At 68.7% G+C, this 12,104-nt stretch carries 16 protein-coding genes and 1 riboswitch; of the genes, 7 read left to right on the forward strand and 9 right to left on the reverse strand.

Annotation, left to right across the window (positions count from 1 at the left end; all coding sequences use genetic code 11):
• The first annotated feature begins 89 nt into the window (after positions 1–89).
• The 5 genes from OG474_RS15235 to OG474_RS15255 are packed head-to-tail and all read left to right on the forward strand — an operon-like array spanning position 90 to position 3,320.
• Positions 90–785 (forward strand): GntR family transcriptional regulator, encoded by a 696-nt coding sequence (locus tag OG474_RS15235; protein ID WP_405062940.1) that lies wholly within the window; start codon positions 90–92, stop codon positions 783–785.
• Positions 786–824: 39 nt separating this feature from the next.
• Positions 825–1,673 (forward strand): fumarylacetoacetate hydrolase family protein, encoded by an 849-nt coding sequence (locus OG474_RS15240; protein ID WP_405062941.1) that lies wholly within the window; start codon positions 825–827, stop codon positions 1,671–1,673.
• 36 nt (positions 1,674–1,709) lie between these two features.
• Positions 1,710–2,303 carry a class I SAM-dependent methyltransferase gene (locus tag OG474_RS15245; RefSeq protein WP_405062942.1) on the forward strand — a complete coding sequence of 198 codons (594 nt, stop codon included), beginning with the start codon at positions 1,710–1,712 and terminating at the stop codon, positions 2,301–2,303.
• The gene (locus tag OG474_RS15250; RefSeq protein ID WP_405062943.1) at positions 2,300–2,677 is read left to right on the forward strand and encodes a VOC family protein; all 378 of its coding nucleotides are present in this window, start codon (positions 2,300–2,302) and stop codon (positions 2,675–2,677) included. Before OG474_RS15245 ends, OG474_RS15250 begins: the two co-directional genes overlap by 4 nt.
• Before the next feature lie 49 nt (positions 2,678–2,726).
• Positions 2,727–3,320 carry a hypothetical protein gene (locus OG474_RS15255; protein WP_405062944.1) on the forward strand — a complete coding sequence of 198 codons (594 nt, stop codon included), beginning with the start codon at positions 2,727–2,729 and terminating at the stop codon, positions 3,318–3,320.
• 375 nt (positions 3,321–3,695) lie between these two features.
• Here OG474_RS15255 and OG474_RS15260 read toward each other — a convergent pair whose 3' ends face one another.
• The 3 genes from OG474_RS15260 to OG474_RS15270 are packed head-to-tail and all read right to left on the reverse strand — an operon-like array spanning position 3,696 to position 5,194.
• Complete coding sequence (locus OG474_RS15260) at positions 3,696–4,241, reverse strand: histidine phosphatase family protein (RefSeq protein WP_405062945.1); 546 nt, start codon at positions 4,239–4,241, stop codon at positions 3,696–3,698.
• Positions 4,238–4,993, reverse strand: a complete 756-nt coding sequence (locus tag OG474_RS15265; RefSeq protein ID WP_405062946.1) for a CbtA family protein — start codon at positions 4,991–4,993, stop codon at positions 4,238–4,240. The genes OG474_RS15260 and OG474_RS15265 overlap by 4 nt, the downstream gene beginning before the upstream one ends.
• Positions 4,994–4,996: 3 nt before the next feature.
• Entirely contained in the window at positions 4,997–5,194 is a 198-nt protein-coding gene (locus OG474_RS15270; protein WP_396383188.1) for a CbtB domain-containing protein, read from the reverse strand.
• A gap of 33 nt (positions 5,195–5,227) precedes the next feature.
• Positions 5,228–5,354: riboswitch (cobalamin riboswitch) on the reverse strand.
• A gap of 77 nt (positions 5,355–5,431) precedes the next feature.
• Here OG474_RS15270 and OG474_RS15275 point away from each other — a divergent pair.
• Positions 5,432–6,073: a LysE family translocator gene (locus OG474_RS15275; RefSeq protein ID WP_405062947.1), complete on the forward strand. Its 642-nt coding sequence runs from the start codon at positions 5,432–5,434 to the stop codon at positions 6,071–6,073.
• Here OG474_RS15275 and OG474_RS15280 read toward each other — a convergent pair.
• The 4 genes from OG474_RS15280 to OG474_RS15295 all read right to left on the reverse strand — a co-directional run bounded on the left by OG474_RS15280 (position 6,054) and on the right by OG474_RS15295 (position 10,625).
• The gene (locus OG474_RS15280) at positions 6,054–7,424 is read right to left on the reverse strand and encodes an MFS transporter (RefSeq protein ID WP_405062948.1); all 1,371 of its coding nucleotides are present in this window, start codon (positions 7,422–7,424) and stop codon (positions 6,054–6,056) included. The genes OG474_RS15275 and OG474_RS15280 overlap by 20 nt on opposite strands.
• 58 nt (positions 7,425–7,482) lie before the next feature.
• Positions 7,483–7,851 carry a DUF1304 domain-containing protein gene (locus tag OG474_RS15285; protein ID WP_405062949.1) on the reverse strand — a complete coding sequence of 123 codons (369 nt, stop codon included), beginning with the start codon at positions 7,849–7,851 and terminating at the stop codon, positions 7,483–7,485.
• Positions 7,852–7,863: 12 nt separating this feature from the next.
• Complete coding sequence (locus tag OG474_RS15290) at positions 7,864–8,760, reverse strand: phosphotriesterase (RefSeq protein ID WP_405064578.1); 897 nt, start codon at positions 8,758–8,760, stop codon at positions 7,864–7,866.
• 242 nt (positions 8,761–9,002) lie between these two features.
• The gene (locus OG474_RS15295) at positions 9,003–10,625 is read right to left on the reverse strand and encodes a DEAD/DEAH box helicase (RefSeq protein WP_405062950.1); all 1,623 of its coding nucleotides are present in this window, start codon (positions 10,623–10,625) and stop codon (positions 9,003–9,005) included.
• Positions 10,626–10,803: 178 nt separating this feature from the next.
• Between OG474_RS15295 and OG474_RS15300 the strand changes: the two genes are divergently transcribed.
• Positions 10,804–11,304 (forward strand): DinB family protein, encoded by a 501-nt coding sequence (locus OG474_RS15300; RefSeq protein ID WP_405062951.1) that lies wholly within the window; start codon positions 10,804–10,806, stop codon positions 11,302–11,304.
• On the opposite strand, the gene OG474_RS15305 is transcribed toward OG474_RS15300, so the two are convergent.
• Positions 11,305–11,973 carry a TetR family transcriptional regulator gene (locus OG474_RS15305; RefSeq protein ID WP_405062952.1) on the reverse strand — a complete coding sequence of 223 codons (669 nt, stop codon included), beginning with the start codon at positions 11,971–11,973 and terminating at the stop codon, positions 11,305–11,307.
• The gene (locus tag OG474_RS15310) at positions 11,945–12,082 is read right to left on the reverse strand and encodes a hypothetical protein (RefSeq protein ID WP_405062953.1); all 138 of its coding nucleotides are present in this window, start codon (positions 12,080–12,082) and stop codon (positions 11,945–11,947) included. The genes OG474_RS15305 and OG474_RS15310 overlap by 29 nt, the downstream gene beginning before the upstream one ends.
• Positions 12,083–12,104 lie beyond the last annotated feature (22 nt).

Below are 12,104 nucleotides of genomic sequence, written 5' to 3' on the forward strand. Positions count from 1 at the left end.
CACACTGAAGGCGTCAAGACTCGTCGAGGTAACGATGCGAGTCGGGCAGACTAGGTCCCTGCGTAAGAGGGGTTCGGGAGGAGTGCACTGTGACTGATGCGCATGTTGGTCTGGCGGGGCAGTTGGCCCGCCTGCCGCAGCGACAGGTGCTGAGCGACGACGTCTACGAGACCGTCAAGGGCCTGATCATGGACAGCGTGGTCGAGCCGGGCACCCGGCTGAACATCGACGCCCTGACCCGTGAGCTGGGGATCTCGCAGACCCCGATCCGGGAGTCGCTGGCCCGGCTGGAGTCCGACGGACTGGTGATCAAGGAGCCGCTGCGCGGTTACCGGGTGTCGTCACGGCTGACCCGCCCCGAGTTCGAGGACCTGTTCGAGTTCCGGCTGCACATCGAGCCCTGGGCCGCCGGTCGCGCGGCCGAGCGGGCCGGCACCGAGGACCTCGTCCGGCTGAAGGACGAGATGCTGAGCTACACCGACGTACCGGACCGGCCGGCGTACGAGAGCTATCGGGCCATGGCGGCGCACGACCAGCGCTTCCACGACCTGGTGCTGGAGCTGGCCGGCAACGAGACCGCGCGGCTGTCCTTCGCCCGCACGCACTGCCACCTGCACCTGTTCCGGCTGTACTACGGCGGTGGGATCGCGACGAAGGCGCTGCGGGAGCACAAGACGGTCGTGGCCGCCGTGCGCAAGGGCGACCCCGAGGAGGCGACCGCGGCGATGCGGTCGCACATCGAGGCGTCCCGCGAGCGGCTGCGTCCTATGTTCGACAAAGACTGAGCTCCGGCCCCAAATCAATTCAATACAGTAGGAGACCCTGTGGAACTGCTGCGCCTCGGCGCGGTCGGCGAGGAGCGCCCGTACGTGCGCGCCACCGACGGCACCGTCTACGACCTGAGCCCGCTCACCACCGACATCGACGGCGCCTTCCTGGCCGCGGACGGCATCGCCCGCACCCGCGCCGCGCTGGAGGCCTGTGAGCTGACCGCAGCCTCGGTGGATGGCCTCCGCACCGGCGCCCCGATCGCGCGCCCCGGCGCCGTCGTCTGCATCGGCATGAACTACGCCGCCCACGCGGCCGAGTCCGGATCCGCGCCGCCGAAGCAGCCGATCGTGTTCTTCAAGCACCCGAACACCGTCGTCGGCCCGTACGACGACGTCCTGGTCCCCCGCGGTTCGGCCAAGACCGACTGGGAGGTCGAGCTGGCCGTCGTCATCGGCAAGGAAGCCCGGTACGTCGAGACCGACGAGGAGGCCCTCGCCTGTGTCGCCGGCTACGCCGTCTCCAACGACGTCTCCGAGCGTGCCTTCCAGCTCGAGGAGTCGGGCGGCCAGTGGTCCAAGGGCAAGTGCTGTGAGACCTTCAACCCGCTCGGCCCGGCGCTGGTCCCGGCCGACGAGGTCGACTCCACCAACCTCGACCTCAAGTCCTTCGTGAACGGCGAGCCCCGCCAGGACTCCAACACCCGGGACCTGATCTTCTCGGTCGCCACGCTGATCCGCGACCTCTCGCAGTACATGGTCCTCAGCCCCGGCGACATCGTGAACACCGGGACGCCGGAAGGCGTGGCGCTGTCCGGCCGCTTCCCGTACCTGTCGCCAGGTGACGTGATGGAGCTGGAGATCGCGGGTCTCGGCAAGCAGAAGCAGACCCTCGGCAAGGCGTAATCATTTTCTGTCGGCGCGGCCTTCTAGGGTCGCGCCATGACAGACGCACTCGCGAAGATCAGCACGTCGTACGACACGGTCGCCTTCTCGTACGCCGAGCGCGTGGTGGACGGGCCCGAGTGGGAGATCGAGGGATTCGACCTGGTCACCAAACTCGCTGACGGTCGCCCGATCCTCGACGCCGGCTGCGGCCCCGGCCGTACGACGGGATTGCTGGCTGAGCGTGGATCCGCGATCGGGCTCGACCTCTCCCCCGGCATGATCGAGGTCGCCCGGCGGGATCACCCCGACCTGGAATTCCGCGTCGGCTCGATGACGGCACTCGACTTCCCCGACGAGTCCTTCGGTGGGGTGGTCACCTGGTGGTCGATCATCCATCTGCCGCGCCACGTCGTACCGGAAGCCTTCGCCGAGTTCCACCGCGTGCTCGCGCCGGGCGGGGTGCTGCTGATGGGCTTCCACGTCGGCGAGGAGTCCACCCACAAGACCTTCGGGTACGGCGATCTCCCGATGGACGTGTGGGTGCACCGGTGGCTACCGGAGCAGTTGACAGAGCTGGCGGTTGCGGCAGGATTCACGCCGTACCAAGAGGCTGAGAATCCCGAAGATCGATTGGTGTTCCTGAAATGACTTCACGCGTCCGAACGGTGACGTTCGATACCCACGACCCCTACGAACTGGCCGGCTTCTGGGTGCAGGTCCTCCGCGCCTCGCGCAACCCCGACGACCATCCCGACGACCCCGGAGCCGAGGTCATCACCGACGGCATGACTCTGCTGTTCGAGCGCAACGACGACGACAAGGTCGTCAAGAACCGCGTCCACCTCTGCCTGGAACCAGACACCACCCGCGACGCCGAGGTCGAGTGGCTCCAAACCCTCGGCGCCACCATCGCCAACGACCTCCGCAACCCCGACGGCACCGGCTGGGTCGTCATGCACGACCCCGAAGGCAACGAATTCTGCGTCCTCCGCAGCGCCGGCGAGCGCGCCGCCACCAGCTGACCACCGAGGTCATCGGACTATACGGTTTCCGTATAGTACTATACGGAATGTGGTTACTTCTCCGTCGGCGCTGATGCCGATCTTTCGCTCTGAGGCGCAGGCCAGGATTCTCGCCTGGCTACTCCTGGTGCCCGACCGTGAGCAGCCCATCGCGACGCTTGAGCAGGTCGCCGGAGTCGCACAGCCCAATACCCTCCGCGAGGTCAACCGCCTGGTCGAGGGCGGGCTACTTCGCGAACGACGCGCCGGCAACGCCCGCTTGGTCTCAGCCAACACGGCCAGCCCGTACTTCGAGCCGTTGGTGCAGATCCTCGGCCGGGCCTACGGCCCCGCCGTCGTCGTACCGCAGACGTTGTCGGAGGTCCCCGGGATCAAGCTCGCAGTCATCATCGGCTCTTGGGCTCGGCGCTATCTCGGCGAGCCCGGACCGCCCCCGAACGACGTCGACGTGATCGTGGTCGGCGAGCCTCAGCCGCGCGCGTTGCGCCGAGCCAACGCGCAACTCGAGGAGCAACTCGGCGTCCCCGTCCAGCTCACGGTGGTTACCTCGCAGGACTGGGTCGGACGAACAACCCGCTTCATCCAAACCGTCCAGAACAAGCCGTATCTGACAGTCATTGACAACACCGGAGCCGAACAGTGAACGCCGCAGCCCGCGCCACCGTCCGTCCGCTCGGCGAGTGTGAGAAGTGTGCACTCCCGTCCCAGGCCGGGCCAGGCGCACGGGTACGGGTCTCCGCTGGGCACGGTCGCGGGTGCTGGGGAGCAAAACCGCCCGATTCAGGGGGGAGCACTCCCCGAACCGGTTTAGGGACAGCGATCGGGTCCGACCCGGACACTCCCTAAACCGCTTTGGGGAGCACAACCAACCGATTCCGGTTCACTAGCCTCCCCGAACCAGACACGTTTGCCGGCACAAGAGCTGTCGGCTGTCGCCCTGACTGGTGACCGAGCGGTGGATCTGATCCGCGGGATCCGTCGTGAGCTCGCAGGCAGCTGAGCGCTGCGCCGACAGTTGTCAGCCGAAGGCGAGGGACCAGCTGCCGGCGTGGTGGGACAGGTTGACCGTTGCCAAGGGGCGGACGTCGACGTGCCGCAGCGACTCCGCCGGAGCGTCGAGCACATAGAGGACCACGGCGCGCACGACAGCCGGGTGAACGACTGCGACGAACTTGTTGCCCTCCCCGGCCACGAGATCGCCCAGCCAGTCGGCTACGCGGGTGATCACGTCGTTCTCCGTCTCACCGCCTGGAGTCGCCGTGTGGGGGCGCTCCAGCCAGGCAGCGACCCGGGTCGGGTCGGCCGTTAGCAACTCCTCCAGGCCGTGGCCGGACCAGTCGCCATAGTCTCGGTCGCGGAGGGCTGGCTCGACGACCGGGGTTAGGCCTAGGGCTTCGGCGGTGCGGAGGGCGGCGGGTTCGGGGCCGGTGTAGGTGGTGTCGGCCTGGAGTTTTAGCTCGCGGGCCGACTCGACGCTTGCCGGGTCCGGGTCGGGTGCACCACCTAGGACGAGGCCGCGCAGCGCGGGGGTCAGTGCGTGGGCGACCAGCGTCAACGAGCTCAAACAGACACCTTCTGTTCGGATGGCCGGCGGGCCACCGTGGCGGCGTACCCGAAACCGAGCAGGAGCCACAGCGTCGCCTGCGTACCTAGCGAGGCGAACCGGAACTGCCAGAGCAGCGTAGCGGGGAACGCGTCCGGAACCTCGTTGATCCGCGGCAGGATCAGGTATGCCGCCACGACGGTCACCACGAGTCCGGCGACTCCACCGGCCAGCCGGGCCACGTCGCCGTACCGGGCTGCCCATCGGGAGAGCGCGACGCCGGCCCAGACTGCGAGCAGGCCGATCACGATCGTCAGCAGATAGGTGACGGTACGGCGGGTGATCGTCTCGGGGTCACCGACGGCCGGTGGGTTCGGTGGGTACTTGAGGAACGGGACCAGGACGACGCCGATGAAACCGGCGGCGGCCAGGCCGAGGGCGGCGTACGCGTCGTTGCCGGTGCGTAGGCGGCGCCGGAGCAGCGTGAAGCCGACCGCGAAGATGCCGCCGAGGGCGACGCCGGACAGGCCGGTGGCCAGGAACAAGCCCGCCTTCTGGCCGCTACGGCTGACCAGCGGAGCTTCTTCTTCACCAGCCGCATGCTCGTCGCCAGAGCCGTGGTCATGACTGTGCGCGGTGGCGTTGGCCTCTTCGATCGCGATCGCGGCGTCAACCCGCGGCTCGCCCATCACATAAGCGAAGGTTCCGGCCAGCAGGCCGGCGAAGAGTCCGACGATCAGACCGCGCACCAGGAGTGATCCGAAGGTGCGCATCAGTCAGTGGCAGGGCACGCCGAGGAGGTGACGGCCGTCGTGCATCAGCTCGTGCAGGTACATGCCCGACTGCGACACGGCCCCCTGGTCGAAGCCGACCAGATACGCGAGCAGGAGCAGCAGACCGACGCTGAGAGCGGAGAGAAGAAGCAACCGGGACGAGATCGCCGGTACGCCGACCGACTGGGCAGGAGCTGCCATCTGAACCTCCTGGGGAAGTGCGCGTCCCCTTAGAAAGGCTGCTGGTGCCCGAGCATCCTGACTCGCGAGCAGCTGCTCGCTCACAGTGGCGCGGCCGTGCCGGACTTCCACCGGCTTACCTCGTGGCATCGCAGTTGTCACCCGAACCGTAGCCCGCTCTCCGTTGAAGGGTCAACGAGCTACGGCCGAGGGGTGAGAATGGCCTCACCAGGCCGCTTCCGTGCCTATGGTGAGCAGATGCCCTCCGCTCATCATCTGGTCGCCTTCGCTGTGACCGCGCTCGTGATCATCATCGTTCCCGGCCCGAGTGTGCTGTTCATCGTCGGTCGCGCGCTGGCGGTCGGTCGCCGGGAGGCGGTGCTGACGATGCTGGGGAACACGCTGGGCGCCTCGGTGATGCTGGTGCTGATCGCGCTTGGCCTCGGCACGCTGATCGCGGCCAGCGCGGTGGCGCTCACCGTGGTGAAGCTGGCCGGGGCGGCGTACCTGATCTATCTCGGGGTGCATGCCTTCCGCACGCGGAAGTCGCTGGTGACGGCGATGACCTCGGGCGTCAAGCCGTCCAGCAGCGGCCGGACGATCCGGCAGGGGTTCCTGGTCGGGGTGACCAACGCCAAGACCGCGGTGTTCTTCGCGGCCGTGCTCCCGCAGTTCGTCGATCAGCACGCCGGCAGCCCGGCCTGGGCACAGATCGTGCTGCTCGGCCTTATCTTCGTCACGATCGCGCTCATGTCGGACAGCCTGTGGGCTGTCGTGGCCGGTACGGCGCGCGAGTGGTTCGCCCGCTCACCGCGCCGGCTCGAGCTCGTTGGAGGCACCGGCGGGCTGATGATCATCGGCCTCGGCGCCGGGATCGCCGTCAGCGGGACGAAGGAGTAGTCCGCCGCGCCGCCTGCACTCCGAGCAACGCCAGTACGGCGGGGACTCCGAACGCGACCAGGTAGGCGGTCACCGGGGAGTGCGGCTCGATCGCCGCGAAGAGCGAACCGCCGACGGCCAGGACCGTTGCCGTGGACAACGAGTCGCTGAGCTGCGCGGCCGAACTGTTCACGCCCTGCTCGGCGCGCTCGGAGTACTCGAGGACCAGCACCGACAACGTCGGGAACACCGTTCCCATCCCGAAGCCGGTCAGGCTCCAGCCGAGGATGCCGACGACGACCGGCACCGCCGGGTTCAGCGTCAGAACGGCGATGGCGATCCCCGCGACGATCGCGAGCATGCCCACCTGCAGGAACACGTCCGGGCCGAACCGGTGCCGCGGCCGACCCCGCCACCACGACGCGAGCGTCCAGCTCACCCCGCTCACGGTCAGCACCAGGCCCGCGAGGGCCGGCGACAGCCCGCGCTCCCGGGTCAGCATCAGCGGCAGGAACACCTCCGCCCCGAACCCGGCCGCGGCAACCAGCCCGCGCAAGGCGACGACCGACGGCAGTCCCCGCCCGAGCACGAAGGTCCCCCGCGGCAGCAGTTTCGGCGCGAACACCGCGATCGCGGCCAGGCCGACCACCAGCAACGCGATCTGCAGTACGCCGTGTTGCTGGCCGCCGTAGTTCAACGCAGCCACGCCGATCGCGGCCGCCACGGCCCACAGCGTCTGCTTGTTCCACAGCCGCCCCGGGCGTACGTCGTACCGGTCTCCCCGAGCCAATCCGGGCCGCATCACGAAGACCGCCGGAATCGCCAGCACCGGTACGGCGAGGAACACGATCCGCCAGCTGGCGTGCTCGACGATCAGCCCCGCGATCGCCGGACCGACGAGCGACGGCACCACCCAGCCGGTCGCGAACGCGGCGAAGATCTTCGGCCGCAGAATCGCCGGGTACAGCTGGCCGACCACGACGTACAGAGCGACCGTGAGCAGGCCGGCGCCGAAGCCCTGGATGATCCGGCCGGCGACCAGGACCTCCATGCTCGGCGCGAAGCCGGCGATGACCAGGCCACCGAGGAACCAGGCGGTGCCGTGCCAGAGCGGCCGGGTCGGCCCGCGCAGGTCACTCCAGGTGCCGGAGACAACCATTCCGACCACGCCCGAGGCCAGCGGACCGCCGAAGGCGAGCGCGTAGAGGTACAGGCCGTCGAGCGCCTGGGCGACGGTTGGCATCGCGGTCGTCACGGCCAGGTTCTCGAAGGCGACGAGCGTGATCAGCGCGACCATGCCGATCGTCAGCGCACGGTACTGCGGGGACATCACCCCTGGGGTCGTCCGGGTCGGTTCGGCGGTCGTGGTCATGCCGACCACCCTCCGACCTCAAGTGCACTTGAAGTCAATTGCCGTGCTTCGAACTCAGCTACAGGGCGGCGGCGAGCACCAGAGCGAGGATCGGGGGCAGGGCCTGGGAGGCCGCGGCCTGGATCATCCGGCGGTCGGAGACGACCAGCACGATGCCCGCGCCGGCCATGCAGGCGCAGCTGAAGAGCGCGATCGCGTGCCCCTTGTCGCCACCCGCGATCAGGCCGCCGAGCGCACCCGCCGCCAGGAACAGGTTGTAGAAGCCCTGGTTGAACGCCCACGGCCGCGCGGCCGCCGCCTCGGTCTCGTCCTTGACCAGGAACCGCTGGTACGTGCTCGGCTTGCGGAACAGCAGGCTCTCCATCGCGAACACCACGACATGGAACAGCCCGGCCACCACGACGAATATCTGTGCGACGACGCTCATGGCCGAACCGTACTACCAGGCGAACGCCCGCGCCGGGTTCGACCGGAATATCGCGTCGGCCGCGTCGGCGCCGAACGCACCGGTGAGCCGCGGCCGGAGCGTGGTCAGCAGGAACGACATCCCCGGCCCCTCGCCGGTCGCGCCCCGCGCCTTCGCGGTCGTCGTGTCCCCGCCGAGCAGCAGCCGATCGCCGTACCCGCCGTCGATGAGCGCGGCCAGGCAGGCGAGCAGCTGCGGATCGGTCGCGTTGTTGGCCCGCGAAGGACCATCGAACGCGAGCCACGCACCGCGCTTCGCCAGGTCGAGATGAGCGCGCGAGTCGGGAAAGCGATTGAGGTGTCCGAGAATCACACTCGACGGCGGTACGTCGAGCCTGTCGACCAGCAGATCCAGTACGGCGTCAGCCGCGGAACCGAGCTCGTGGTGGATGGCGATCGGGGCGCCGGTGGTGTGATGGGCCTCGGCCGCCGCGGCCATCACGAACCGGGCATGCTCGTCGAGCCGATGGAATCCACCGGCCACCTTGATCAGCCCGGCCCGGACCGAACTGTTGCCGATGCCAACGGTCAGCTCGGCGTGAAAGATCTCCGCCAACCGCGGCCGTACCTTCTCGACGAACCCCTCCGGGTAGTGCTCAGCCCGATGCAACCCGGTCGCCGCGATCAGCGAAACCCCAGTCCTGGTTGAGATTCCAGGCAACTCCTCGACCCGCCGACCCAGCCCATGCGGAGTCCACTGCACGATCGCCTGCCCACCCACCGCAGCAAACTCCCCCACCTCAGCCAACGCAGCCGCCGCATCATCCAGCTCCTGCCCAACCAGCAACGCCGACCGAAAAAACAAGTGATCATGCGCGTCGCAAATCCCCAGCCCCTCCGGCCTGAGCTCCCCCACCACCGTCCGAATCATCACACCCCCAACCTAAACCGCCCCCGGACCACCCCCGCCGCCTTGAGCACCCACCAACCACCACCAACGCGAAAAAACGACTGACCCGTGCTCAAGGCCAGCAGGGGAGGCGGCCTTGAGCACGGGTCGACCATTCTGCACGCGGAAAAGTGGTTGAGGGGTGCTCAAGGCGCGGGTCTGCCGGTGGCAGGGAATGGGAGCGCCCCCCGAGCCTTGGGCTCGGGGGGCGCGGAGTGCGTGGGTCAGGCGGCTTGCTTGCGGGGGCCGCGACGACGACGGCCGCCGCGCGAGGCGGACGGGCTGTCACCGTTGCGGGGCGAGGTCGACGTCGCGACGACGCGGGACTGGTTGCCCCCACCTGCGGCGCGGGGCGACGTGGTGCGGGTCGAGGTAGTGCTGCCGGCGGCTGCGCGGGTGCGGCCCCCACCGGAGGCACCGCCACGACCGCGGCCGCGACCGCGACCCGGAGTCGAGGTGGTGGCAGCGACCGGCGCCTTCACCGGGGGCTCGACGAAGACCCGCTCGCCCGGAGCCAGCTCGGCCAGCAACGGGTCGCCCACCGTCAGCTTCGTGGTCTTCGGGGAGATGCCGGCCTTGCGCGTCAGATCGCGCACGTCGCGGACCTGGTCGTCGGTCATCAGCGTGACGACGGTGCCCTCGGCGCCCGCGCGGGCCGTACGGCCGGAGCGGTGCAGGTAGGCCTTGTGCTCGACCGGCGGGTCGGCGTGGATGACGAGCGTGATGTCGTCGACGTGGATACCGCGGGCCGCGATATCGGTCGCGACCAGCGTCTTCGCCGTACCGTCCGAGAAGGCTTCGAGGTTGCGCGTCCGCGCACCCTGCGACAGGTTCCCGTGCAGCTCGACCGCCGGCACACCGGAGGCGATGAGCTTCTTGGTCAGCGACTTGGCGCCGTACTTCGTGCGCGTGAAGACGAGCGTGCGGCCCGGCGCGGCGGTCAGGTCGACGAGCACCGGGACGCGGCTGTCGGACTTCACGTGCAGCACGTGGTGGGTCATCTTCGAGACCGGCGACTGCGCCGAGTCGACGCTGTGCGTGATCGGGTTGGTCATGAAGCGCTTGACCAGTACGTCGACGCCCGCGTCCAGCGTGGCCGAGAAGAGCAGCCGCTGAGCCTTGGCCGGCGTCGCCTCGAGGAGGCGGCGGACGGCGGGCAGGAAGCCGAGGTCGGCCATGTGGTCGGCCTCGTCGAGCACGGTGATCTCCACCGCGTCGAGCTTCACGTTGCCCATCTTGAGGTGGTCTTCGAGACGGCCGGGGCAGGCGACGACGATGTCGACACCCTTGCGCAGCCCGGTCGTCTGCGGGCCGTGGCCGACGCCGCCGAAGATCGTCATCGTGCGCAGCTCGAGCACGTCGGCCAGCGGCTGGATCGAGGCCTGGATCTGGGTGGCCAGCTCCCGCGTCGGCGCCAGGATCAGTGCGCGCGGGGACTTCGGCTGCCGCTTGTTGCCGCGCAGGTAAAGACGCGCCAGCAACGGCAGCACGAAGGCGTAGGTCTTGCCGGAGCCGGTCCGGCCGCGGCCGAGAACGTCCTTGCCGGCCAGCGAATCCGGCAGCGTCGCCGCCTGGATCGGGAACGGCTTGGTGACACCGGTCGCCGCGAGCGCGTCGGCCAGTGCGTCGGGTACGCCGAGATCGGCGAAGGTCAGGTCGTCCGGGACCTCGAGCGGGATGACCGAGTCGTACTCCGAGGGAGTGACCGGACGGTTGCTCTGAGCAACATTCCCGTCGGCCTGGCCGCTGTTGCCCTGCTTCGCTGCGGGCTTACGCCGGCGCGGGCGGGAGGACGAGTTCGAGGTGGACGTGTTCGTGGCTTGCGTAAAGGGGCGGCGGGCCGCCATAGGTACTCCAAAAATCGTGGGGTCGTCCTGCCCGGCGCGGCCGTCATGGGCCGCGGCGCTTGGGGGTCGACTGCGAGCACCTCTGTCACAGAGTGCTCCTGGCCCGAGGCAGAACTGGGCGGGCCGTCACGATCAGTGTACGGCACCGGAGGTCCCTCCCCCAGCTAGTTTGTGTCGCGTGACCCGAATCGACCCGCCGACCGTCGCTGCCGAACGTGAGTTGCTGCAGGGATTCCTCGACTTCCACCGGCAGACGTTGCTGCTCAAAGTGGCCGATCTGAGCGCGGAACAGCTCGCCCGCCGCAGTGTGGAGCCGTCCAGCATGTCCTTGCTCGGGCTAGTGCGCCATCTCACGGAAGTCGAGCAGTACTGGTTCAAGACCTGCCTGGCCGGTGAGGTCGTCCCGGACCGCTACTGGACCGCCGAACACCCCGATGGCGACTTCGATCTCGTCGACCCCGCGCAGGCGGAGAACGACCTGCAGACGTACGCGGACGCCGTACAAGAGTCTGACGAGATCGCAGTGCACTACGCCCTCGATCACCCGTTCCGGCGCCCGCGCCGCGAGGAGGAATACAGCCTCCGCTACCTCTACATCCACATGGTCGAGGAATACGCGCGGCACAACGGTCACGCCGATCTGCTGCGTGAGCGCATCGACGGCCGCACCGGCGAGTAGCTAGGGCTTGATGGCGCGGATCAGGCTGACGATGTCGTTGACCACGCCGCGCACGCCCGGGATGCGGGTCAGTCGGAGCAGCCGGTCGATCAGCGGCACCGAGCGATCGATCAACAGATGGGTACGGCGCAGGTCCGCGCTGTCGTCGTGGACCCAGAACAGCACGATCCCCATCTGCAGCAACCACAGCAGCTCGGGCAACTCGGCCACGAGATCGGCCGAGAGCTTGAGGTCAGAGCCCGCCACGACCTCTCGGAAGATCTCGACACTCGCCTCCCGGGCCGGCTGCGATTCGGTGCTGAACGGCGACAGCGGGCTCTTCGGATCCGCTGCCGTCTTGAACAACGTGCCGGCGAACTCGTGGTACGGCGCCGAAACGTCCAGCCACACCCGCAGTACGCCGGCCAACCGGGCCGCGAACGACTTCTCGCCGGCCAGCACCGACTCGACCGCCGCGCGGTGCTGGTCCTGCAGGTGGTCGTAGTACGCCTGCATCAGATGGTCTTTGGAGGCGAAGTAGTAGTACGCGTTACCGACCGAGACACCCGCCTCGCTCGCGATCGCCCGCATCGTCGTCTTGCCGTACCCCTGCTCGCGGAACAACCGCAGCGCGGTGGACAGGATCAGCTCGCGCGTCTGTTCACCCTTGCTGGTCGCACTGTCCGTCACAGCCGTCAGCGTAGTCACCCCCGCTCCGATCCGCGGTGAAGTGCCGCAGACCGGCCGCCGCCTGCGCCATGGCTCCCGCATCGGCGAAGGCCTCGTTGCCGTCGAACACGTGACCTGCACCTCGCCCGGGG

The organism is Kribbella sp. NBC_01505, assembly GCF_045040285.1.
GTDB lineage: Bacteria > Actinomycetota > Actinomycetes > Propionibacteriales > Kribbellaceae > Kribbella.

Bases quoted from the DNA above. Each gene is read 5' to 3' on its own strand.
- OG474_RS15245 (WP_405062942.1), top strand. From the start codon at position 1,710: ATGACAGACGCACTCGCGAAGATCAGCACGTCGTACGACACGGTCGCC.
- OG474_RS15295 (WP_405062950.1), bottom strand. From the start codon at position 10,625: ATGGCGGCCCGCCGCCCCTTTACGCAAGCCACGAACACGTCCACCTCG.
- OG474_RS15265 (WP_405062946.1), bottom strand. From the start codon at position 4,993: ATGCGCACCTTCGGATCACTCCTGGTGCGCGGTCTGATCGTCGGACTC.
- OG474_RS15285 (WP_405062949.1), bottom strand. From the start codon at position 7,851: ATGAGCGTCGTCGCACAGATATTCGTCGTGGTGGCCGGGCTGTTCCAT.
- OG474_RS15275 (WP_405062947.1), top strand. From the start codon at position 5,432: ATGCCCTCCGCTCATCATCTGGTCGCCTTCGCTGTGACCGCGCTCGTG.
- OG474_RS15270 (WP_396383188.1), bottom strand. From the start codon at position 5,194: ATGGCAGCTCCTGCCCAGTCGGTCGGCGTACCGGCGATCTCGTCCCGG.
- OG474_RS15290 (WP_405064578.1), bottom strand. From the start codon at position 8,760: ATGATTCGGACGGTGGTGGGGGAGCTCAGGCCGGAGGGGCTGGGGATT.
- OG474_RS15250 (WP_405062943.1), top strand. From the start codon at position 2,300: ATGACTTCACGCGTCCGAACGGTGACGTTCGATACCCACGACCCCTAC.
- OG474_RS15280 (WP_405062948.1), bottom strand. From the start codon at position 7,424: ATGACCACGACCGCCGAACCGACCCGGACGACCCCAGGGGTGATGTCC.